The organism is Rhizobium sp. SG570 (genome assembly GCF_012275345.1).
Taxonomy (GTDB): Bacteria; Pseudomonadota; Alphaproteobacteria; order Rhizobiales; family Rhizobiaceae; genus Rhizobium; species Rhizobium lusitanum.
In genome coordinates this window covers 371,500-394,943 of the sequence record NZ_JAAZQI010000004.1, presented here as the reverse complement: position 1 = coordinate 394,943, position 23,444 = coordinate 371,500, and the positions used below count along the sequence as shown (strand labels likewise).

19 protein-coding genes and 1 pseudogene are annotated in these 23,444 nt (G+C 59.1%); 6 read left to right on the top strand and 14 right to left on the bottom strand.

The genetic code is table 11. The annotated features are described in order from the left end of the window. Window positions 1-192: 192 nt before the first annotated feature. The 4 genes from FHT28_RS11705 to FHT28_RS11690 form a co-directional block, all read right to left on the bottom strand. On the bottom strand, window positions 193-2,739 hold the full coding sequence (locus tag FHT28_RS11705; protein ID WP_168596328.1) for a patatin-like phospholipase family protein: 2,547 nt from the start codon (window positions 2,737-2,739) through the stop codon (window positions 193-195). A gap of 205 nt (window positions 2,740-2,944) precedes the next feature. Further along, complete coding sequence (locus FHT28_RS11700; RefSeq protein ID WP_168596327.1) at window positions 2,945-6,019, bottom strand: efflux RND transporter permease subunit; 3,075 nt, start codon at window positions 6,017-6,019, stop codon at window positions 2,945-2,947. 9 nt (window positions 6,020-6,028) lie between these two features. After that, entirely contained in the window at window positions 6,029-7,150 is a 1,122-nt protein-coding gene (locus FHT28_RS11695; protein ID WP_234903964.1) for an efflux RND transporter periplasmic adaptor subunit, read from the bottom strand. Window positions 7,151-7,862: 712 nt separating this feature from the next. Continuing rightward, entirely contained in the window at window positions 7,863-8,000 is a 138-nt protein-coding gene (locus tag FHT28_RS11690) for a hypothetical protein (RefSeq protein ID WP_168596326.1), read from the bottom strand. Window positions 8,001-8,154: 154 nt separating this feature from the next. Between FHT28_RS11690 and FHT28_RS11685 the strand changes: the two genes are divergently transcribed. Next, the gene (locus FHT28_RS11685) at window positions 8,155-8,643 is read left to right on the top strand and encodes an Rrf2 family transcriptional regulator (protein WP_168596325.1); all 489 of its coding nucleotides are present in this window, start codon (window positions 8,155-8,157) and stop codon (window positions 8,641-8,643) included. A gap of 17 nt (window positions 8,644-8,660) precedes the next feature. Here the strand turns inward: FHT28_RS11685 and FHT28_RS11680 are convergent, their stop codons facing one another. The 5 genes from FHT28_RS11680 to FHT28_RS11660 form a co-directional block, all read right to left on the bottom strand. Continuing rightward, the gene (locus FHT28_RS11680; RefSeq protein WP_168596324.1) at window positions 8,661-10,148 is read right to left on the bottom strand and encodes a mechanosensitive ion channel family protein; all 1,488 of its coding nucleotides are present in this window, start codon (window positions 10,146-10,148) and stop codon (window positions 8,661-8,663) included. Window positions 10,149-10,218: 70 nt separating this feature from the next. After that, window positions 10,219-10,632, bottom strand: coding sequence for a cupin domain-containing protein (locus tag FHT28_RS11675; RefSeq protein ID WP_047552693.1), 414 nt, complete (start codon window positions 10,630-10,632; stop codon window positions 10,219-10,221). Window positions 10,633-10,708: 76 nt separating this feature from the next. Further along, window positions 10,709-11,464, bottom strand: a complete 756-nt coding sequence (locus FHT28_RS11670; protein WP_037197066.1) for an SDR family oxidoreductase — start codon at window positions 11,462-11,464, stop codon at window positions 10,709-10,711. 101 nt (window positions 11,465-11,565) lie between these two features. After that, entirely contained in the window at window positions 11,566-12,483 is a 918-nt protein-coding gene (locus FHT28_RS11665) for an MBL fold metallo-hydrolase (protein WP_037197068.1), read from the bottom strand. Window positions 12,484-12,617: 134 nt separating this feature from the next. Next, window positions 12,618-13,097, bottom strand: a complete 480-nt coding sequence (locus FHT28_RS11660) for a carboxymuconolactone decarboxylase family protein (RefSeq protein WP_037197069.1) — start codon at window positions 13,095-13,097, stop codon at window positions 12,618-12,620. Between the two features lie 130 nt (window positions 13,098-13,227). Here FHT28_RS11660 and FHT28_RS11655 point away from each other — a divergent pair, with 130 nt between their 5' ends. Next, the gene (locus FHT28_RS11655; RefSeq protein ID WP_168596323.1) at window positions 13,228-14,172 is read left to right on the top strand and encodes a LysR family transcriptional regulator; all 945 of its coding nucleotides are present in this window, start codon (window positions 13,228-13,230) and stop codon (window positions 14,170-14,172) included. Here the strand turns inward: FHT28_RS11655 and FHT28_RS11650 are convergent. Beyond that, window positions 14,142-14,450: pseudogene (locus FHT28_RS11650) on the bottom strand (SDR family oxidoreductase); the annotation flags it as partial. The gene FHT28_RS11655 and the pseudogene FHT28_RS11650 overlap by 31 nt on opposite strands. A gap of 294 nt (window positions 14,451-14,744) precedes the next feature. Between FHT28_RS11650 and FHT28_RS11645 the strand changes: the two are divergent. From FHT28_RS11645 to FHT28_RS11635, 3 genes are all read left to right on the top strand, one after another. After that, window positions 14,745-15,350, top strand: coding sequence for a dual specificity protein phosphatase family protein (locus tag FHT28_RS11645; RefSeq protein ID WP_080760435.1), 606 nt, complete (start codon window positions 14,745-14,747; stop codon window positions 15,348-15,350). A gap of 244 nt (window positions 15,351-15,594) precedes the next feature. Then, complete coding sequence (locus FHT28_RS11640; RefSeq protein WP_168596322.1) at window positions 15,595-17,511, top strand: glycosyltransferase family 39 protein; 1,917 nt, start codon at window positions 15,595-15,597, stop codon at window positions 17,509-17,511. A gap of 258 nt (window positions 17,512-17,769) precedes the next feature. Then, window positions 17,770-18,936, top strand: coding sequence for a glycosyltransferase family 2 protein (locus FHT28_RS11635; RefSeq protein WP_113102467.1), 1,167 nt, complete (start codon window positions 17,770-17,772; stop codon window positions 18,934-18,936). Window positions 18,937-19,148: 212 nt separating this feature from the next. Here FHT28_RS11635 and FHT28_RS11630 read toward each other — a convergent pair whose 3' ends face one another. Beyond that, a complete protein-coding gene (locus tag FHT28_RS11630; RefSeq protein ID WP_113102468.1) occupies window positions 19,149-19,793 on the bottom strand; it encodes a TenA family protein in 645 nt (214 codons plus the stop codon). Window positions 19,794-19,797: 4 nt separating this feature from the next. Beyond that, window positions 19,798-20,640 (bottom strand): BtpA/SgcQ family protein, encoded by an 843-nt coding sequence (locus FHT28_RS11625; protein WP_113108798.1) that lies wholly within the window; start codon window positions 20,638-20,640, stop codon window positions 19,798-19,800. Window positions 20,641-20,666: 26 nt separating this feature from the next. Here FHT28_RS11625 and FHT28_RS11620 point away from each other — a divergent pair, with 26 nt between their 5' ends. Beyond that, window positions 20,667-21,569: a PfkB family carbohydrate kinase gene (locus FHT28_RS11620; RefSeq protein ID WP_168596321.1), complete on the top strand. Its 903-nt coding sequence runs from the start codon at window positions 20,667-20,669 to the stop codon at window positions 21,567-21,569. 2 nt (window positions 21,570-21,571) lie between these two features. Here FHT28_RS11620 and FHT28_RS11615 read toward each other — a convergent pair whose 3' ends face one another. Together FHT28_RS11615 and FHT28_RS11610 are read right to left on the bottom strand one after the other, a co-directional pair. Next, complete coding sequence (locus FHT28_RS11615) at window positions 21,572-22,342, bottom strand: glutamine amidotransferase (protein WP_113102471.1); 771 nt, start codon at window positions 22,340-22,342, stop codon at window positions 21,572-21,574. Between the two features lie 30 nt (window positions 22,343-22,372). After that, the gene (locus tag FHT28_RS11610; RefSeq protein ID WP_210255727.1) at window positions 22,373-23,443 is read right to left on the bottom strand and encodes a phosphotriesterase; all 1,071 of its coding nucleotides are present in this window, start codon (window positions 23,441-23,443) and stop codon (window positions 22,373-22,375) included. Between the last annotated feature and the right edge of the window lies 1 nt (window position 23,444).

Sequence of the window (23,444 nt, the reverse complement as noted above, 5' to 3'; positions counted from 1 at the left end):
CTGCGAGCGGACGTTCAAGCTGCTGATTCGAAACATGCTATCGAACAAAAGTGCAGCTGGCGGATGATGTATCCCATCTCGCCCTTTTCCAGGCTTGTCGCGTTATATTCGCGCACTTTGTAACAGAATTCAACTTCAGATTACCACGGGGCCTCATGGCGACGGGCAGACAAGGCCGCGCCTTGTTCTTTTCTAAAGCCGGGCGGTGAAAGCCTCTCGCATCGCCGGTGGAATATTGAGCAATGCAAGCGCTGCGACAAGCTCATCGATCCAGCCGGGCTGGAAAGCCGAAGGTCGGGCGAAATTGTCCTTGCCACTGAAGAAATGCTGGACGGCGTGAAAGCCAAGCGCCCTGTAAACCTCGAACTGCTCCTCGCTAAAAAACTGGTCGAGGGTCGTCTCGTGTGGGAACGTCGGGTTCCGCCTCTTGTAGTCCATGATGTAGTCGTTCTCGTCGCCGGTCAGCGACGATTTGATGTAGAGCAATATGCCTCTTTCGTCCTCGCCATACTCGATGATTCCGACGGCGATGTGGGGTCCTGCGGATTCGACCGAAGCGGCGACGTTCGATGCCAAATCCTCGGCCACTTCCAGGGTTTTCCTCTGTATATCCTGCCACGGAAGCTCGATGCGGACGCCAAGGTCGATACGCGCCATGATCTGAAGCTTTACGAAGGATTCGAAGGTCATGCTTGGATCGGCGTCGGCGTCGACTGCCACAATGACCTTGCAGCGTCGGCGCAGCAGTTCGTATATGCCGAGATTTTCGATGTGGCCGCCATCGGTCAGATAGACATTCAACTTCTTCTCGTCCAAACGGCCGGCGGTTTCATTGGCAAAGTACCACGTGCCGAAATTCGACCACCATCGGTTCCACCAATGACGGAATGCGTCGAGTCTTGCCGGATTGGCAAGCCAGTAGCCCAGACGGACGTTGAGCAGGGAAAGGCTGAAGGTCAGAATCCGGATGGTATGGCTGCCCATATTCGCCGAGGCGGCGGCGCCGGATGTGGCCATCGCCGTTGCGAGCGTGAGCGACGGCACGCTATCCTCCATATCCTGGGTCGCCACATAATGCGTTGCCTGGCTGCCGACATGCAGTGGACTGAAGATGAAACTGTCGGCATTGCGGCCGCGCTTGTTGAGATTCTTCGATCCGATCAAATTGATCGTCGTGTTGACGAGAAGATAGGGAGAATAGGCAGCCCCCTCAGACCAGCCGTCGCTTGCGGCATCAAAAGGTTTCAGCGATGAAAACTTCCAACCGTCGACATCGACCGACGGCTTGTTCTTCTTAAGGAGTGCGCGCTCAAACAGAAAAGCCCGGCTGAGACGGTCCCGATAGAGCTGGTTGAGCGAGTTGGAATTAGGGCCGATGAAAAGGCAGGCGAAAGCGAGCCCCAATGCGATCCAGAGGTAGAATGAGCCGATTGCTCCCAGGCGGCCGATCACGGGGAGGCAATGTGCGGCAAGGAGAGACAGGTCGGACACCCATGTGGGAGCGACTGGCGCAGGCGGATCGGCGCTGGCCGCACCGATCGCAGGCGTTATCGCCCAAAAGCTGAGGTAGAGATAGGAAACCCACAACAGCAACGGCACGACGATAGCCGAGAGATAGAGCGCGATGCGGCTCGCATATTTCTGCAGCATCGCCGTCCAGGTCGCCTCCCCAAGCGTCGATTTTGCGATGTTTGCCAGCTTCTGCGCCGCGCCGATCAGAACAATGGCCGTTGGGATCAGGGCGCTTGTCAACGCAGGCACGACATGCGCGATCGCCAGAAGGACACTTTTCAAGTTGCCGTCCTCCAGGCCGGTAACCGCAGCTGAACCGGCATCTGTCTTTTCGAACATGCCGCTGAGGATCAGCGGCTGCAGCTCGATGAGAAACGCAAGGGCGATGGCCGCCACCAGCCAGCCAAGGATCCGCGCAAGCCTTTCGCGCGCCGCCAACTGGCTTGTCTGAAAGGTCAGGGAGGTCGTGATTGCGCTTGCGAACATCAGGATCGAGACGGCGATCAGAACATTGACCGTCAAGGTGAAGGCTTCCATGCCGCTGACGGTGACGAGCGGAAGTCCGTCGAGCGGAAAGCCGAAGATATCCGGCTGCCCAAGATCGATTGACCGCGGGTTGCAAGCGACGGTCAACACCGCCAGAAAGAGCAGGCCAGGCAGGACGATCAGCGCGTTTACGAGCAATCCGCGCATCAAAAGCGCGGCGCTGGTCAGATAGTCGATCAATCCGTTCGGGACGAGGAAGTTCGAATAGTTTCGCAGATGTTGAATTTCCAGCGTTTCCTGAGCGTCGAGTTTGCTGGCGAAGGGAAACGTATAGGGCTCCTGCATCATGCCTGAAACGATCGAGGTGCCGATGTAGCCGCCGCCGGACACTGTGGAGAGATAATCGAAGGCGTCGAGAACGCGCGGTTCACCGTCATGCGAGAGCGAGTCCAGCGCCTGTGAAGCGCCCAGGCAAAAGGCCGCGGAACGGATACCGCCGCCGGAAAACGAAAGCCCCGTCAGGTTGCTGCCCGTCTCCATTCTTACCGTGCCACGCTTGTCCGCGCCGACGTGGTCTTGCGACAGTTTTGCCGCACGACGAGGGATATGAAACCGTCCGCTATCCTCACTCGCCGCTCGCTCGGTGCGATGAGCTTTCGCACCGCCATTCTGAAGTGACTGACGGCGGAAATTGATGACATCCAGTTCGCGTCTAAAGATTGCTTCGAAATCCAGCTTCATGTGCCCCACCCAATTGCCAAGAATGGTTGCCACTCAACAGAAATGCGCGCTGCAACTGTATCAGAAATATTTCGCGGCCCAGGAAGCATTTTCCTTTGCAGAAACACCGCATGCACGGCCCCATCAGGACGTGCGAGACTGATCATCCATGTTCGTCACTTCCCGGTGGAGCGATGACGTGGACGACCTCCACCTCCGATACTCATCAATGCGTGGGAGCCGGCTCTGCTTCAGACGCTTCCTGCTTGTGGTGGTCCGCAGCCAATAGCATGTAGACAGCGGGTACCACGAAGAGCGTGAACAATGTACCGATAGCCAACCCCGTTGCGATCACCAACCCCATATTGTAGCGGGAAGCCGCGCCAGCGCCGGTGGCCAGGATCAGCGGCACAACGCCCAGAACCATGGCGCCCGTCGTCATCAGGATCGGACGCAACCGGATGCCGCAGGCGCCCTCGATTGCCTCGCGCTTGGACTTTCCGGAAGCCTGCAACGTGTTCGCCACCTCGACGATCAGGATGCCGTGCTTGCTGATCAACCCCATGAGCGTCACCAACCCGACCTGCGTATAGATGTTCATGGTCGCGCCGCCGACACCAACGCTTATGAACGCGAGTGCGCCTGCTATCGACATCGGCACCGACACGAGAATGATCAGCGGGTCTCGGAAACTGTTGAACTGAGCCGACAGCGCCAGAAAAACGATGATCAGCGCGAGACCGAAGGTGGTGGCCATGCCGCTGGATTCCTGCACGAACTGGCGCGACTGGCCGCCATAGTCGACCGTATAGCCCTGCGGCAGGGTGCGCGCCGCGATCGACTTGAGGGTATCAAGAGCATTGCCGACGGCGACGCCCGGTGCCGGCACGCCGGAGATGGTGGCAGAGTTCAATTGCTGGAAATGCGCGACCGAGCGCGGGGTTGCCTGGAGTTTCGCCGTAGCGATTGCCGAAAGCGGGATCTTTTCGCCGTTCACGCTTGCGATCGGATAATTCATGATCTGATCGATGGTCTGGCGTGAGCGTTGCTCCACCTGCGGGATGACCTGGTAGGAGCGGTTGTCGATGCTGAAATAATTGACGTAGCCGCCGCCCAACATGGAGGAGAGCGCCGCACCGACTGTGTTCATGGATAGCCCAAGCGCCGACGCCTTGCTGCGGTCGATCTGGATCGAATATTGCGGATTGTCGATGTAGAGATCCTTTGTCAGGAAGATGAACTGACCGGATTTCTGCGCCTCCTGCAGGAAGGTGTTGGATACCTCATTCAGCTGGTCGAAGCCGCTGGTGCCACCGATGGCGAACTGCACCGGCAAGCCGCTGGCGCCAGGCAGCGGCGGTATCTGGAAGACCACTGCCTGGCCGCCGGCAATTTTTGCCATGTCGGCCTGCACCAATGGCTGCAGATCGTTCGCCGTTCTCGTGCGTTGATCCCATGGCTTCAGCACCATACCCTCGAACGACGTGCCTGGCGCCTCGACCTGCAGGGTCTTGTCGGTCTCCGGGAAGCTCTTGAAGATCTTGGTGACCTGATCGGAATTAAGCAGTTTCTGTTGAAGCGTCGCGTTGGGAGCGTTGGTGACCTGCGCGCCAAGGAAGCCCTGATCCTCGTTAGGGGCCAGTTCGTTCTTGGCGCTGGAATAGAGGAAATAGATGCTGCCCAGAACGATGGCAGCGAACAACAATGTCACCGGTACCGTGTTCAAGCTGCCGTGCAGCATGCGCGTATAGGGCCGATGGATCTCCGAAAAGCGGCGGTCGATGAAATCCGAGACACGCTCCTCCCAGCCACTGCGGTCGGTCAGATGCGGCTTCAGGATGCGCGAGCACATCATCGGCGTCAGGGTCAGCGCGATGATCATCGAGACGGTCACGGCGCCGACCAGCGTGAAAGCAAATTCCGTGAACAGAGCACCGGTCAGGCCGCCCTGAAAGCCGATCGGCACATAGACGGCGATCAGCACCACGGTCATGGCCAGGATCGGCCCGACCAGCTCGTGCGCAGCGGCCAGCGCCGCCTGCATCGGTGCGGCACCCTCCTCGATGTGACGGTTGACGTTTTCGACGACGATGATGGCGTCGTCGACCACAAGGCCGATGGCCAGCACCAAGGCGAGCAATGTCAGAAGGTTTATCGAGAAGCCGAAGACCAGCATCATCGCGAACGTGCCGACCAGCGACAACGGTATGGCGACGATAGGAATGGCAACCGAACGCGGCGAACCGAGAAATGCGAACACCACGAAGATGACGATAACCAAGGCTTCGAGCAGGCTTTTCACGACCTCCTCGATCGACGTCGTGACGAAGGTACTGGAATCGTAGACGATATAGCCCTCGAGCCCCTGAGGCAGTTGCTCCTGAATGCCCGGGAACACCGCACGCACGCCCGCGATCACGTCGAGCAGGTTTGCCGTCGGTGCGATCTGGATACCCATAAAGACACCGGTCTGCGCATCGAACCCGACCTGGACGTCGGTGTTCTGCGACCCGAGCGCAACGGTAGCGACATCCTTCAGGCGCACGGTTGCGCTGCCGATCTGCCTGACTACCATCTCGTTGAATTCGTCGACCGAATGCAGGTCGGTCCGTGCGGTGAGCACTGTCTGCGTCATCTGTCCGCGCGTGGTGCCGATGCCGGAGATGTAGTTATTGGCTGCAAGTGCGGTCCCCACATCGCCGGCCGTCAGCCCATAGGCGGCCAGCTTGTCGGGTTTCAGCCAGGCCCTCAACGCGAACGTTCTGCCGCCAAGAATTTCGGCTGTCTGAACACCGTTGACCGTTTGCAACTTAGGCTGGACCACGCGCGACAGATAGTCGGTGATCTGGTTCCCGGCCAGAACATCGCTGCGGAAGCCGATATACATCGCGTCGATCGACTGGCCGATGGAAACCGACATGATCGGCTGCTGCGTGCCCGTCGGCAGTTGATTGAGAACCGAGGACACCTTGGCGTTGATTTCCGTCATTGCCGCATCGGCATCATAGTTGAGGCGCAGGTTGACGGTGATGGTCGACGTACCGCTGGTGCTCGTCGAGGTCATGTAATCGATGCCGTTGGACTGGGCGATGGCGTTTTCGAGCGGCGTCGTGATGAATCCGGCGATCACGTCGGGTGCGGCACCCGGATATGTGGTCGTCACCGTGACGACGGCATTCTGGGTCCGTGGATATTGGCGCACGGTCAGCGTGCGGAACGACTGGTAGCCGATCACGATAATCAACGCGCTCACCACCAGGGCAAGAACGGGGCGGCGGATGAAGATGTCGGTGATATTCATCGTCCCGCCTCAGTTGGGATTTGCAGGATTGGCATTGGGATCGTTCGACGGCTGCACCTCATTGTTGATAATGACAGGCGAGCCGTTGTTCAGTTTCAGCTGGCCGGAGGTCACCACGACGTCACCTGCGTTCAACCCCTTGGTCACCGCAATCTGATCGCCCCGCGCCTGCCCCGTGGAAACGAACTTCTGGTTGGCGACGAGCTGCGGCTTTCCGTCCGCGCCGTTGCCTTTGTCGGTCACGATATAGACGACGTTGCCGTAAGGGTTGATGGTGACGGCGGTCTGCGGCAGGGAGATATAGTTTTGCGGCTCTCCGACGACGACAGACACGTTGCCGAACATGCCCGGCAAAAGCCTGCGGTCGGGATTGGCGAAAGTCGCCCGGATGGTGAGATTGCGGCTCTGGCTGTCCACCAGCGGGCTGATCGCCGTGATCTTGCCGTCGAAGGTCTGGCTGCCATAGGCGTCGATCGTTGCAGTCACCGCCTGGCCGACCTTCAATTGTGACAGAGCCTGCTGTGGCATCGAGAAATCAAATTGGATCGGGTCGAGCGACTGCAAGGTCACGACGGCGGTTCCGGCCGCCAGATATTGACCGAGGCTGACCAGCCTGACGCCGAGGTGCCCATCGAAGGGGGCACGTATGGAATATTGGTCTATCAACGCCTGCTGGGAGGCGACCTGCGCCTGCGCGGCCTTCCAGGTTGCCAGATCGCTGTCGACCTGGCTTTGCGCGATGGTGTTCGCCTTGATCAGCTTGGAATCGCGATCATAAGCGATCTGCGCATTCGCCGCCGACGCCTGGTATTGCTGCAGCGTGGCAATCTGCTGATCGGCAAGCAACTGCACGATGAGATCGCCATTCTTGACGTCCTGGCCATCCTGAAAACCGATCTTCTGCACGATGCCCTGGACCTGAGCCGAGAGATTGGCGCCCTGAACGGCATTGAAGCTGCCTATGGATTGCAGTGTCGTCTGCCATGGGCTCATTGCAGCCGTAATTGTCGAGACGGTCTGCGGCGGCGCCTTAAGATTAGCCAGATACGCCGCGATCATGCGGTTCTTGAATGCCTGAAAGCCGAAAATCCCGCCCAGGATCAGGCCTATGACGATCAACATGATCACCATGCGTTTTATCATGATTGCAAACTCTACTCTTCAGGGACGGAAGGGAAGAAGATCTGATTGGCATCGGCTCTGGCGCGTCTCACCGAAAACGTCTCTCCGTGGGCGTGGTGGCGAGCGCGCCGCCAGCCGCATTCAGAGCCTGCACGACGGCCGATGGTGATATGGATCGGTGGGGTCGAGTGGACAAAGGCGTGTGCATCGAAAGGCGCCGCAGACCAACATCTCCCGCGCGCTGAAGGCGAGGTTTACTCGGCCATGATCGAAGCAGATCCCGTCGATCTCGACCATCCTCACGCAAACCGGACCAGTCAAACCTCATCAGCAGGCCTCCGTTTCCGATCGAGCACGATTTGTCTCGGTCATATTCACGATAACTGATTCATTATGCCGCGACCATATCGAGGAGCCTCGAAACTATCTCCAGCGAAGCCAACCTTTGTTGACCTCAGTTGTTGCAGGTCACTTCATCCGAAATGCGATGGTTGCTGTCCATTTCAGGGCAAAATGGATGATCGGCGACACGAACTCCATGCGGCGGATTTGCTCGTTTTGAAAGTCTTCCAGGACATTTCGCTGGAAATACAGATACCAGGCAAGAGGACGAGCGCCCAAGGGTATTCGAGCGATGTCGCGCTGTTCAAACTATGGAAACAAAAGAAAAGCAACCGCTAGGCCGCCCCAATTGTTGTTAAGCAGTCGGCAAATCAGGGCTCTAACCCACGGGAATGGCGACCAGCGCCGGGTCGTCGGCCGGCGGCAAGGGCGGCAGCGGAAAACACGGCTCACCGATTACCTGAACGCCGATCCCGAGCACGCTCACCTGTTCGACATTCGACTTGCTCACAGTCATGGTCTGTGGAGCCTGCATCAGAAGAGGTCCCAGGAATGCGTCGTTGCGGCTTTTACGCCTGTGGCAAACATTCAATTTACAGCCGCTTCATTTGCGGATATATATTGTCCTTAATAAGGAGCATCGGCGCCCCGCCGGCATCAAGTGAGCTAGAATGATCCTCAAAAGCCAGGTCGAGTGGGCGTTGCATTGCTGCGCTATTCTCGCAGGTCTGCCGCAAGGGCGGTATCTTTCCACGAAAGCCTTGGCCGAGCTCCATGGCCTGCCGAAGGAATATCTTTCCAAGGCGTTGCAGAGCCTCTCCCAGGCATCGCTGGTCGAGACGACGCTTGGGCCGAGCGGCGGTTATCGCCTGGCAAGACCGACTTCGGAGATCAATTTTCTCGATATCGTCGAGGCGGTGGAAGGGAAGTCGCGCACCTTCACCTGCTCCAATATCCGGGCAAACAACCCCTGCCGTCCGAAAGATTTTTGCGACAGCAAGCCCTGCTCGGTTGCACGCGTCATGTGGCAGGCCGACGAGGCCTGGCGCAACACGTTGAAGAGCGTTAGCCTCGCAGACCTCGTTGACACCCTGTCGGAAGACGTCCCGGCCGACATCTGGAAAAACACCTTCGAGTGGGTTTTGCAGCGCGCCGGGTAAGCCATCCATGGCCTGTTTCAACGGCCGAAGATCATTCGCATCGCCTTCAGCATCCTCAGCGCGCGTCGCTCCCGCTCATGCGGCAGCGCGTGCTCTGGCAGATGTCCGGTGTGCCGCGAAAGATGGGCGGCGATCTCCTCGGCAAGAGCGGGGCGCGCTGCAAACAGCGGTTCGAAGGCTGGTTGGCCGATGTCGTAGACCGTCACCCGCGTCAGCGCCTCCAGCGTGAAGGCCTCTTCCATGCCGGCTAACAGGCCAGTTTCGCCGAAGTAGTCGCCAGGCGAAAGCCGTTTCAGCTCCCGCCCCTCCTCGCGCATCACCACTATTCCTGCGCGGATCATCATCAGCGACGGCAGCGTCTGCCCCTCCTGCGCGATCACATCGCCCTTTTGGAATTCGCGCGTGACTGCCGCATCCGCCAGGCTCTCCTGTTCCTGCGGTGTCAGGCTTGTAAAGATCGGGATCGCCCGGATGAGATCGAGTGGCGCCACTTCCGGCGGCTTCGCCGCCTCCTCGCTCGGAAGTGCCGCCACCACGGCGGTGACGGCCGGCGGCATGGCAAGCAGCAACCCGGCCGACTTGCAATGACGATAGAAGAGATCGATGACCTCGTTTCTCGCCCGGATGCGCACGGACGAACTCGTCACGCGAAACTGCAGCTCGATCTCCAGCGCGGTCGCATCCACGCCCTTCAGCGCCACGAGGGGCGGCGGCTCGCGGAGGATGGTGTTGCAGCCGGCAAGAACCGTGCACATCACATCCTCGACGATCGAAGGCATTTTGGTCGGGGCGACGCGGAACGTCATGGTGACGAGATGCGTCTCGTCGGGCTGGCTGACATTGGTGAGCGCAAGCTTGGCCAGCAGACTGTTCGGAAGGATGGCGATATTGTTGGCGCCGGTCAGGATGTGGGTGGAGCGCCATGTGCTGGCGATCACCCGCCCTTCAATTCCGTCGCCAAGCGCGATCCAATCGCCGAGTGAATAGGGCCGACCGATTGTCAGCGCAATGCCGGAGAAGACGTCGCCGAGCGTATTCTGCAGGGCAAGGCCGAGGACGATCGCTACCACGCCCGAGGTCGCGACCAGCGTTCCGATCGGCACACCGAAGACGAAGGCGAGAACGGAAAGGGCGACGCAGAGATAGACCAGGCCGACGACAATATCCTGTAGCAGGCGAGCTTCGCGCGGGCGCCCCTCCAGCACCAGATAGATGCGTACGAAACCGATCAGCGCCCACGAGAGATGCAGCCACCAGAGGGATTTCGCCAGGATGACGTTGAGCGAACGGGCATCGTCGGTGCCATAGCCCTCGAAACTGTTGGGGGCGATGTTGCCGTTGAGAAGAATGGCAGTCATGACGCCGAAGAAGACGATCTGCACCACGAGCCGTGTATAGGCCGAAGCGCGCGGGATCAGATGCCAGACGAGGATTCCCGCAAGGCCCACGCCGATCAGCGAGGTAAGAGGTGAATTGGCTAACACATCGGGAAGCAATTGCGACATAGCGAGCTCCTCTCCTGCGCTTGAAAGAACGCCGCACCCACGCAGAGCCAGTGCGGCGCGCTTTCAGCACTCACTTCTTAAGGGGATAGGTGAGCTCTTTCTGACTGGTATCGACGACGAAGACGGCCAGCAGCTTGGCGGGCGCGGTCTTGCTGTCATTGGCGCTGACGCCGTGGCGGTCGCCCGGCATTTCGGAAAAGCTTTCGCCAGCCTTATAGACTTTCACCGGGCCGTCATTGACCTGGCTTTTGATCGCTCCTTCAAGAACCGTGGCATAGATGAAGGCCGAGCTCGGATGGGTATGACCCTCGGAAAAGCCGCCCGGCCCGTATTCCACGAGGATGCCCTTGATGCTCTTGCCGGGAACGTTCGGCAGTTCGTGCTCGTAGACGAGGCTGACTTTGGCGGCGTGGTTGTCGTCTGCCTTCGCAGCGCCTGCGGCGGCGAGCAGCATGCTGAGTGCGATAAGTTGCGTTCTGAACATCTCGATCTCCTTTTGGTGAATAGCATGCCAGGCAGCTAAACCGCCGGGCACGCGGGGTTACATCAAAGATTGCAGTTCACTTCGGCTGGCCGGCCTTGGCGAACCATTGCTCGAAGGTGATGTGGCCGAGGCGCGGATTGTTGTCGGAAACGAGCGAGCCATCGTTCAGTTTGGCGCCGAAGTAGCGAGCCTCCGGATCTGCCTCAACCTTGCGGGCATCGCCCATTGCTTTCAGATAGCGGGCAACAAGCTCGTTCAGCCGGACGCGCTCAGGCCCCGAGATCTCCAAAATCCCATTGATCGGCTCGGCTGTCGCAACGGCGGCCATATTGTCGGCCACATCGTCCGAGGCGATCGGCTGGACGTAGGCTGGCGACAGATGCACGGTGTCTCCGATCGTGCCGGACTGGGCGATGCCACTGAGGAATTCCATGAATTGCGTCGAGTGGACGATCGTATAGGGAATGCCGGCCCCCCGGATGATCTTTTCCTGAGCGACCTTGGCCCGCATATAGCCGCTGTCAGGTATGCGATCGACGCCGACGATGGAAAGCGCGATGTGATGCTTGACGCCGGCGGTCTTCTCGGCGGCAAGCAGGTTGCGGCCCGAGGTCTCGAAGAATTCGAGCACGGCCTTGTCCTCGAAGGACGGCGAGTTTGCGAGGTCGATGACGACGGAGGCTCCGGCAAGCGCTTCAGCTAGTCCCTCGCCGGTGATCGTATTGACGCCGGTGTTTGGAGCGGCGGCAATGACTTCATGGCCTTGCTTGCGAAGGCGGTCGGCTGTCTTTGAACCGATCAGGCCGGTTCCGCCAATGATAACGATTTTCATAAGCTTCTCCATTCGCGGCCGCTCAGCGCGCCGCATTGTCCATTCGTTTCTGGATGGTGGTTGTGGATTCAGGCCGCGTAGATCTTATCGGCCAACAAGCGTCAGTAGTCCCAGAAGGCCGGTACCCAGCGAAAGGCGTCGCCATCGACCGCCACCCGACCAACGGAGGGGAATGGCAGGTGAGTGGCTACCAGCTGCTCGCCAGTCGCCGCCAGTTCCTGCAAGAGACGGATCCGAACGCGAGCCGCCTCTTCGGGGTCGTGTTCGAAACCGTTAAACCAGTCGGGGTGGTCGAACCCGACCGTGAACACGGCGTCGCCGGCAAACGTCAGCCGATCGCCGCCGGATGCCAGGCGGACCACGCTGTGTCCGGGGGTGTGGCCGCCGGTGCGATGGACAACCACCCCAGGCGCCACCTCGTACTCATCATCGAACAACCGCAGTTGGCTGCCGTACTCTTTCGCGAACCGCTTGGCGGCCAACCGAAGCGCATCCGGGAAGCCTGGCGGCATGGAGACATGGGTGAAGTCGGGCGCCTCCCAGAATTTGACCTCGGCGGCCGCGACGTGAATCCGCAGGTCCGGACGCAGCCGGTCCTTTACCCCGTCGACGAGCAGCCCGCCAATGTGGTCCATGTGCATGTGGGTAAGCACCACGTCGGTTACGGACGCAAGATCGATACCGGCGGCCTCCAGTCGCTTGATCAACTGCCCGGCCCGCGGCAAGTTCAGGTTCGGGTCCAATCCCAGTCCAGCATCGATGAGTATGGTCTGCTCGCCGCTGTGCACCACGACCACGTTCAGCGACCAGTCGAAAGCGTCCGGCGGCAAGAACATGTCGTTCAGCCAGGCCGCCCGGACGGCCGGGTCGGCGTTGTGCGCCAACATCGTGGTGGGGAGCGGCAGCACTCCATCGCTGATCACCAGCACCTCGATTTCGCCGACGCGCACCGCGTAGCGTGATGGAACCAGCTCGTCCTTGGCTGGCTTACCGGGATGGGAGATAGTGTCTACGGTCATGTCTGTCTCCTGTGGAACACGGTCTTGGAACCGGGCAGGCCGGTTACACCGATAATGACGGTTGTCGTAAGATGTCTTCTGTCGCAGCTGCCCATACGGACAGGCATCGTTTGATGGGTCCTCGGGCGAGAGGCTTAGTTCAGGCCGGCCTTGTCGAGACCATAGGCCTTGTCGGCCGAACCGGGCACGGCCTTGAAGGCGATGCTGGCACGGTTCCAGGCGTTGATCGCCATCACGAGGAAAGTGAGATCGGAAATCTCCTTTTCCGAAAGCTGGCCGCGCACACGCTCATAGATTTCGTCCGACACGCCGCCTTCCGGCAGCTTCGTCAGCGCTTCCGTCCATGCAAGTGCCGCGCGCTCGCGGGGCACGAACAGGTTGGATTCGCGCCAGATGGCGATGTGGTAGAGGCGCAGTTCGGTCTCACCGTGGATCTTGGCTTCCTTGACATGCATATCGAGGCAAAAGGCGCAGCCATTGATCTGCGAAGCGCGGATCTGCACGAGATCGTGGATCCTGTCCTCGATCACGCTGTTCTTCAGCGCCATGCTGAATTCCATGAATTTCTTGAACAATTCGGGGGACTGTTGGGCATAGTTCAAACGCTGGGTCATCGTCTCTCTCCTATTAAGGATATTATCTATCCTTATGGATATAAAATATCCGTAATTGCTGGACTGTAAAGCCTTCCCGGCCTATGCTGCGTGCATAAGGCTTATGTCGAAAAGTATGGGGGACAGCGAAATGGATATCGTTTCGGCGTTGCGCACATTTCTGCGGGTAGCGGAAACCGGCTCGTTTTCCGCCGCAGCCGCCGATCTCAATCTGACGCAGCCGGCGGTATCGCGGCAGGTTGCGGCGCTGGAAAAACACTTCAATACGAGGCTTCTGCACCGCACGACGAGCGGCCTGTCTCCGACGGCGGAAGGCGAGCGCGTACTGCCGATCGCGCTGCGGATCTTGGGCAATGTCGACGATCTTGGCGACGCCCTATGCCCGGATGGCACGCGCACATCAGGGAAGGTGAAGCTCGCCCTGCCCGCTCCCCTCGGCCTTCTCCTCAGCGACCGGCTGGTGGACCTGCTCAGCGCGCACCCGAACCTGTCGCTCGAACTCGCCTTCCGGGAGCAGGCCTCCGCTCTCATCGAAGAGGGTATCGATCTGGAAGTACGCATCGGCGTCGTGGCCGACAGCAGCCTCATCTGCCGCCGTATCGGCTGGACGACGGCATTCCTCGTCGCAGCTCCGTCCTACATCGCTCGGCGCTCGCCGCCGAAGGTCCCTGCCGATATCTCAGCCCATGACTGCATCTGCTACGCCAGGGGCGGCCACGGCCGCGCCTGGCTTTTCTCCGATGGATCCGAGGATATCGCGGTGCCGATATCGCCGCGGCTGGTGGCGGACAATGCCCTCTCCATCCACCGCGCCGCCCTTGCGGGTGCCGGCCTTGCCATCCTTTCCCACGTCATCGCCGTGCCGGATATATACGCCGGCCGGCTGATCCACTTGATGGAGGACTTCCCCCCGGCAAGGCTGCCGATCTACCTCGTCTACCCCTCGCGCCGGAACATTCCCCAACGCGTCAAGATCGTCCTCGATTTCCTGACCGCCCTCATCGATGCCGATCCCTCCATGTCGGAGCGAACCACCACGACGCTCTGCGAGACGCCGCATATGCCGGCGGCATGACCGCACCGTGAAAGGGCTCGCCTGGCCATCGGAAAGAAGGACTTGGCGTTTGCGTTCATGACGCTGTCCCACTCGTCCTCGGAGGTTTCGTGGACTGACTTCGAAATGATGAAGCCTGCATTGCTGACCAGACCGTCGATAGGCCCTAACTTGCTCTCTGCGAAATCATAGATGGTGTTCACATGGTCCGATTTCGTGACATCGCCAGCGATCGAGACCACCTCGTCTGCACCACTCGCCGCGAGCTCCAGAACGTTGGCGACAGATCCGTTGCGCAGACGCGCGCGCCCGTTGCTGAGAGCTTGCTGACGACCGCGCGACCCACGCCGCCGGCAGCGCCCGAGACCACGATTGTCCTGCCAGCCAGATCCAATGACGTGATGCTTCTTTCTCCCACCTAGACGGCCGTATTTGCCGCGGCAAGTCGCTGCGGATTTGGTCGAAAATCAACACACGTCTCTTCCGTATGTTCTGACAGGCGTTTCGCATTTTTGCGCCGCCATTGTTCAGGCGTCTGTCAGGCTCTTGCGGCATGTCATGGAAACTTCACAGAAGGACGGGCTGAAAGAGCAATGACTGTATTTCGCAAGGTGGCCCTCGCCGCCCTTGGCGCCATCGGAATTCTGGGCGCGAGTTGCGCGGCTTATGCTGGCCTCCTGCAGGCCACCGGTAACTTTCATTCGGTGATTGATGGCCAATTTTACCGCTCGGCTCAGCCAACGTCCGATGAGCTCATCTCCTACATACGGACACACGGAATCAAGACAGTCATCAATCTGCGCGGAACACATCCGGGTGCTGCGTGGTATGACGATGAAGTGACGACGGCTCGTGGCCTTGGCATAACGCATATCGATTTTGGTATGTCGGCTTCGAAAATTATCTCGCCTGAAAAGGCGCAGCGGCTTGTCGAGTTGATGGCCTCGGCCCCGAAACCCATCCTTATTCACTGCCTCTCGGGTTCTGATCGCAGCGGTTTGGCCGCAGCACTTTATGTCAGGAAGATTGCCGGGTTGGATGAGGCCAGAGCTGAAGAGCAACTATCCTTCTATTATGGGCATGTGGGCATACCCGTGGTTTCAGCGGCCTACGCAATGGACAGGAGCTGGGAGGATGTCGAGGCTCAGGACAAAAAGCAGGCGCGGGCCGAGCTTGTAAACGGTGCCACTGTGCGATAGCGACGGAAGCTGAGCGGCGACTTTTTGAAGTGAATGCGTCCAGCAGGGCGTCGATGGTAGCTCGCAGGCCTTCGGCACGACCGAGAGACGCATCAGGCTGGTCTTGTCCGCTGCCCATCCAGCAACGTCGCTGGCTAGAGATACCCCTCGGGCACGCTGGATCATCGGCAACAAGAGAAAATTGAGATCGGATAATATCGTGCGACAGGTTCAGGCTCTTGGGGCCACACACAAGCACACTGTCATGCGCCTTTTTGTCGTTGGCATGATATGCGCGCTTCTCGATTTTATGGCTTTCGTGGTGCTGATCAGAGTTGGCATCGACCCGATGAAAGCTCACGTTCTGAGCTTCGTCTGTGGTGTTCTCTTATATTTTGTCTGCATTGCGACCGGGATCTTGGCGCGGATCGATCCCGCTGTGGACAGCAATTCCAGTTCGCAGCAGCTGGCAATTTTCCTCTTCCTGAGGCTTTTGACGCTCAGTCTGAGAGGCGGAATCTTCGTTGTCGCAATGACAACCCTCAATCTTCCGGTCGTTCTTTCCGGCGCCTCCGTGGTGCTTGCAAGTGCTGCCATTGGTTTGCTGGGCGACACGCTTTTCTTATGGCCGACCATATCCATTGAAAGGCGAAAGCTGTTCGCGGCGGTTGGCCTCATCATCTATCTTCTTTCACTTCGCCTCGTATTTCTCGGTTTCGCCAACCTTCTGCCTGAAGAGGCCTACTATTGGAATTATGCGCAGCATCTGGACATCGGTTATCTTGATCATCCGCCGATGGTCGCATGGTTGATCTGGCTGGGAACCACGCTCTTTGGAGATAACGAGTTCGGTGTTCGCGTCGGCGCATATATTTGTTGGCTGTTGACCGCCGGTTTTTCCTTCTATCTCGCGCGGAATCTCTTCGATAAGGCGACGGCAATAGCGTGCGCTCTGCTGGTTGCCGTGCTCCCATTTTATTTTTCAACCGGCTTTCTGATGATGCCGGACGCGCCGCTGGCTGCAGCATGGGTGGCCACGCTGTATTTTCTGGAGCGAGCTCTCCTTGGTGAGAAGCGTCTTGCCTGGTTCGGGGCTGGCCTGTCGTTTGGTATAGGCCTGCTGTCGAAGTATACGATACTGCTATTGGGGCCGGCAGCGTTGCTGTTCGTTTTGATCGACCCGAGATCGCGCCGATGGCTTGGTCGAAGAGAGCCATATCTTGCCGCTGCAATCTCGGCCCTGTTATTTTCGCCAGTGGTTTACTGGAATGCAACGCACCAATGGATGTCCTTCGCATTCCAGGGGTCGAGACGCGTGGGTGAGGCATTTCAATTCACTTTGCCATCTCTCATCGTCAGCGCCGCTGTTCTATTGACCCCCACCGGCCTCATCGCCGCGGCCGCCAGCCTGAAGGAAAATGTCTCTGCACTCCGATCACGACCAGGCGCGACCAGAGCGCTTTTCGTTCTCCTCTTCACGCTTATCCCGCTTAGTGTGTTTGTTCTCTTCAGCCTTTTCCATGAGAACAAGCCGAATTGGACCGGCCCTCTGTGGCTCGCGGTCCTTCCCTTCATCGCATCCGTGCTTGCCCGAGCGGCAGGAGAAGAGCGGTGGCTGGGACGGCGCCTGAGACGCGCATGGATACCGACGATCGGAATCACAACGGCTGTTTATGCGGTGCTTTTTCATTACGTGGTTCTGGGTTTACCCGGGGTCGGCTACATTCATAACATCCGCACATTACCGGTCGCGTGGAGCGAATTCGGCGAGGCGGTCGGCGCAATTGAGGCCACGGTAGCCAAGGAGAATGCAGCTCCCGTCGTGCTGATCGGTACGGACAACTACTTCCTTGCCAGCGAAATGGCCTTCTATGCGCGCCAAGCACAGCGCATTCGAGACAATTCAATAGGGCTGAGCGCCATTGGCGGCAGCAGTCTGATGTATGACGTCTGGCATCCGGCCAAAACAGTGCGAGGAAGTACAGCAGTGCTCGTTTCCCTGAAACGAAACGAGTTGGAGCAAGACGACATCCCTCGATACTTCTCGCGTCTGACCGACATTCAAGAGCAGGTCGTGCGAAAGAACGGCGTCGTCGTTGGGAGCTTCTATTATCGCGTGGGTTATAATCTTGGTGGTTGCGAGAATGCAGGCATGCAGTGCGTCTCGTCGTCGGGAGGCTAAACATTTCCTGTGCCGGCTACATGTGCTATGGGTGGATAGGTCCCAAATTTCGACGCGAATTCAGAGTATTGTCAGGTGATCGTGGCATATAGGCGATATCGAAGTCGCTCCGGCGTCATGGCGGGCCAATGGGCGAGGAAGATTCGTGGGAGCAAATTGGCTTCATGAGCCGCTGAAGCGGTCGCATGTGTTCGGCTCGAACCTTCCGCGAATTCGTCGACAGGACTCGCTCTTCCCTCCAAGGAATATTAGACCCATATGACTTCATCTCGTTTGGCTCCCATCAGCGCATGGCCTGGGGATTTGGCAATCTTAAAGAGCGAAATCCCACGGCAGGAGGGCTTTGAGCTCTCCATCGTCATACCGACCTTCAATGAACGTGAAAACATCGTCCCGCTCATCGAACGCCTTCGGGCTGCGCTTGTCGGTATCGCATGGGAGGTGATTTTCGTTGATGACGATTCAAGCGACAAGACCGTGGATGTCGTGCGAAGCCTGTCTCTAACCGATCGGCGTATCCGAGGGATCCGACGGATCCATCGGCGCGGACTTGCCGGTGCTTGCCTAGAGGGCATTCTCTCGACATCGGCGCCTATCGTTGCCGTTATGGATGCTGATCTGCAGCACGATGAAACACGGCTGGTAGCCATGCTTGCCATGATGCGCAGCAATCGGACCGATCTGGTGGTTGCAACGAGATATGGCGGGGAAGGCTCGTCGTCTGAGGGGTTCACTGGCGTCCGCCAAGTGGGAAGTCAGATGGCCATCCGGATTGCAAGGCGTCTGTTGAGGATCGAGACGTCCGATCCGATGAGCGGGTTTTTCATGGTCAAACGCGCGCTGATCGACGAGCTTGCTCCGAAGCTCTCGCAGCAAGGCTTCAAGATCCTGCTGGATATTATTGCGTCATCGCCCGTTCCCTTGAAAATTGGGGAGATTTCATACGTGTTTCGGCCGCGGATTCACGGCGAGAGCAAACTGGATGCATTGGTGGTATTCGAATATCTTGGGCTCCTCGTCGCAAAATGGTCGGGCGATATTATCTCCTCGCGAATGCTATTGTTCGGCTTGGTCGGCCTTAGCGGTGTTGTCGTTCACCTGACTATCTTGCGGCTGCTGCTGCTGGGTGGGCTGGAGTTTCCGGTCAGCCAGGCTGCCGCCATGTTGGCCGCAGTCGTCTCGAATTACACGTTCAACAATGCCCTCACATATAGAGATCGACGCCGCCGCGGCGTGCGATTCCTGACAGGCTTGATGTTGTTCTCGACATTTTGCAGCATTGGAGTTCTCGCAGGGACCGGTGTGTCGTCACTTTTTTACAGTCGGGAGCCGCAATGGTGGCTCGCCGGCCTGGCGGGAGCCGTCATTGGTGCAGGCTGGAACTATATTACCAGCTCCATGATTACCTGGCGGCGAGCAGGCTGATTGGAGGCTTCGGCTTAATCTGGACAGGGACACAGAATGATCAGAGTTGTGGACCTACCTATGAGGGCAATCGACAACACGATTTCGTGCCAGGTTGCCACAGCGGCGGTACGGCATTGACGATGGTCGGAAGCGCCAAGTGTTTGCGGTGCAGATGAAAAAGGTGAGCGATCGGGCCCATTGATTGCTAACCCCGGGTCATCTCTGAGGTTCTAGGAATAGGCCGCCTCATGGAAATCGATCTCCAAGCGTTGCACCAGTCCGAAAATCATGCTCAGGCGTTTGCGCTCGGCGGCATCCAGCGTCTCGCCGGCTTCGTCCAGCACGGTCTTCAACCATCGCGCCTGCGCCTCGAATGCCGGTTCGGCGTGGAGCGCAACCCATTCCTTCAGAAGCGGATCGTTGATCGTGCATCTGCTGGCGGTCTTCGACCAGGTCCAGTACATCCATTCGGCGGCAAACATCGCCGCAATCGTATCGAGGAAGCCGCCATTGCGCGCGATCGCCAGCATCCCGTCGCGGAAAGCGGCGACATCCTCGCGGCTGGTGTCATAGCTGGCCGGATCAATGCCACGGATGACGAAGGTCTTTTCGAAATAGGCGATCTGCTGATTGGCTAAAGCGTCGAGCACGCCGATCAGCCAGCGCTTCTGCGCCATCGTCTCCGCTTTGGCGGTGGCATAGGCGAAGATCGCGATCGCGGTATCGACAAAGGCGCCTTCGAAAACCAGATAGCGCTCGAAAGCGGCGACTGGCAGTCGATCAGCCTTGATGTCCTCGACAAATCGATGATGAACCATGGCATCGAATATATCGCGGTTTTCTTCGAGCATCTGGTCGGAGAGGCTTTGCATCATTTGCTCACGCCTCCAGGCCGGGTGCAGCAGCGGCCACAAAAGCTGCGACGCGGGCTGGATCGACTGGGTTCCACCAGACACCCCCCTCTTTGAGCGAGGAGGCGACAATGACGCCGTTCGTACGCCTGAGGATTTCAACGATATTGTCCTTGGTGACGCCGGATCCGACGAGCAGCGGCAGATGCGTTGCCGCGCCGATTTCCTCGATCTCTTCAATCGTCGCGCTATTGCCCGTTCGCTGGCCGGTGGCAATCACCACGTCGGCATCGAAGAAGGCAAGATCGCGCGTCAATTCATCGATCGTCCGGTCTGCGGTGATGGCATGCGCGCCATGCTTCACGTGGCTGTCGGCAAAAACCCTTATATGCTCGGCGCGCAGCAGCGACCGATAACGCATCGCCTCGGCAGCCCGGCCCTCCATAAAGCCCTCATTGGCGACATAGGCATTGGCCCATTGATTGACGCGGATGAAGCGCGCGCCTCCGGCCATGGCAATCGCGAAGGCGGGGATAGGCGCATTGGCAAGCACATTGATGCCAAGCGGCACACCGACGGCACGGGCAATGCGATCCGTGATAACAGACATGAAGGCGGCCGTCTCGTGTCCGATGTCTTCGGGCTTGGAGAAGGGAATATCACCGTGGTTTTCAATGATCAGCCCATGCATGCCACCTTTGACAAGCGCTTCCGCATCGCGCATGCAGGCGTCATAGATCGTGTCCATCGCGGCACTGCGATAACGCGGCGCGCCCGGAAAGGCCGGGCAATGAATCATGCCGATCAGCGCCTTGTCAGTCCCGAATATTTCCCTTATGGCGCTTGAAGCTCTGTCCGATATCAGTTGCATTTCTCTTTCCCTTCCGAAGGTGTGCCATGCGTGCCTATGTCATCGGTAACGTCGCCATCGACGAAACCATATCCGTATTATCGATGCCCGAAGCGGGCGCCTCTATCCTTGGTCGGGAGGAAACCCGCGACCTAGGCGGCAAGGGCGCCAACCAGGCAGTCGTGATGAGCCGGACCGGCCTCTCCACGACGCTCGTCGCAGCTGTTGGCGAGGATTTTCGCGCCCAGACGATCCGCGACCAGCTTGCCGGAGAAACCCTGCATGCCCGGCTGTCGGGCAGTCCCGCCCGCTCCAGCGACTTTTCCATCATCTTCACCACTCCCGACGGCGAAAACGCCATCGTAACCACCACGGCTTCCGCCGAAGCGCTGTCCCTTTCCGAGGCTCTTGCACCGCTGGACGACGCCGCAGCCGGCGACCTCGTCGTGTTGCAAGGCAACCTCAGCCAGGATGTCACTCGAGGCATCCTTACCGAAGCAAGGCGCCGCGGGCTCACCACGGCCTTCAACCCCTCGCCGCTTCGACCCTACTTCACCGACCTCTGGCCGCTGATCGACATCGCCTTCCTCAACAAAGGCGAGGCGGAAAGCTTGACCGGATCCTCGGGCGAGAACGCCATTCGCCACCTTGCCGAAGCCGGTGTTGCCCAGAACGTTCTGACGCTCGGCGGCGAAGGTGCGATCCTTGCACACGCAAACCAAATCGTTGCAACGGTCCCTGCCCATGCCACTAACGTCGTCGACACGACCGGTGCCGGTGACACTTTCATGGCTGTCGCCCTCGCCTCGGCGGCGCTCAGAAACGCCGCGCTCGACATCAGGGCCATTGGCCATGCGACGGCGGCCGCGGCCATTACCGTCAGCCGGCGGGGAACACGATCCGCATTCCCCAGCCGCCAGGAGCTTGCCGACATTCTTGCCGGCGGCTGAGCCTACGACCTCTCGGTCAGCCAACCGAGAATGTTCTTCCAAAGGCGTCCGTAACCCTCCCATTCGCAGAAGGCCGGCGATAACCAGTGCGGCCCGATATCCGACGTCCACGCAGCCGTGCGGCCCTTGCCGAATTTGCCTGTGACGAGCAGCGGATGACCGCCTTGGTCGTCCGGCAGGCGGGCAATGACTTCGATGTCGGCCCGTTCCCGCACCTCGACCTCATTGACACCCAGGAGCAGAGGCCATTCCTTCGGCATGCCAGTGACGGTCGCATGATCCGGTTTTTCGATGACGGCCGTGGTCCCTTCCGGGATTTCGACGCGGTCGTCATAAGGCAGGCATGTGACCGGCAGCACATCCTCGACGGCGGTGCGACGCCAGCGGGCCTTGCCGTCGATCCCCTGGAACGAAAAGTAGCCGCCGACCATCAGCAGGCCGCCGCCCTTCTCGACCCAGGCCTTGAGCAGCTTCAGGCGGTTCGGCACGGTCTTGGAATGCAGCCAGACGTCCGGTGGCAGAAGAAGAGAATTCGCACCGATATCGGAAAGGATGATGGCATCATAGACGTCAAGTCCCGCCATCTCGAAGGGCAGCTTTTCGACCGCTTCGTGGGCGGGCATATAGGTCAACTCATACTCGCTGCCTGCGAGAGCCTTGACGAGCGGCTCGGCGCCGAGATGAAAAGTGACGCTTCCGAATTGGTCGAACCCTTTGTAGTGCGTCGCCGAACTGACCCAGCTTTCGCCGACCAGAAGAACCTTCTTCGTCATGATGTTTCCATTTCTGTTTTTTCTTGATGGTTAGATCGTCGCTTCGAAGACCGACCGTGGATTGGCGCGCATGAAAATGTCGAGCATCTTGTCATCCAAGCCGTGACGCTTCAGTCGCGGCAGGAAGTGGCGCAGGATATAGGCATAGCCGTTGCCGCCATAATGCTTGAGCATCATCTTCAAGAAGACGTCGTGCGACAGCAGTATCCGGCGGGCATGGCCCATCTCGACCAATTTGACGATCGCGCGGGCCACCTCCTCATCGCTCGGGCACTGCACCTGCTGGTCGGCATAGAAGAAATCCATGCCGATCATGTCGTATTCGAGGAAGGCGCCGCGGGCGGCCAGCTCCGACTGATAGGTGAGATCGTCATGCGACGGGTTCATGTGGCAAAGGACGGTATGCCTGAGATCAGCGCCCTCGGACGAGACGATGTCGAGGACCTTGTGACCCAAACGAAACCAGCCGGGCAAATGCACCATGAGGGGCAGGCCGGTGCGTGTGTGCGCCTGCGCTGCACCACGCAGCGACTTTTCCTCCTGCGCGGTAAAGTCGGAAGAGACGCCGATCTCGCCGATGAGGCCGATCCTGACATCGGTATTGTCCGCCCCGACCGTGGCTTCAAGGACGATTTCGTCGGCGATATCACCGACCGACATGTCGGCGACCCTTACCGGATGCGAGGAGCCGAGATAGAAGCCGGCCCCCATGACGATGTTCAATCCCGTAGCCTTGGATATGCGCCGCATCGCCAGCGGATCCCGTCCGATGCCCTGGCAGGTAGGTTCGACGACGGTCTGGCCGCCAAGCCCCGCGAAATCCTGAAGCTCGGTGACAGCAAGCCTTTCATCATCGAGCGTAATATTATGCTTGTTGACGAAGGGATCCTGCCGAAGCTCACTCAAGATTTCCATGCAGACGAAGCCTTCGGCAAGGTATTGCCGTTCGGGCGTCTTCGGCGCATGCCACCAGCAGCGGCAGTCGTTGAGGATATGCTCGTGCATCAGCGTGACGCCGAGGTCGGATACCGGAATTGGTCCGTCCACGGTCATTACCATGCCGGAGCGCACATGACCTGGTGAAAGCTCGTCGATCTTCATG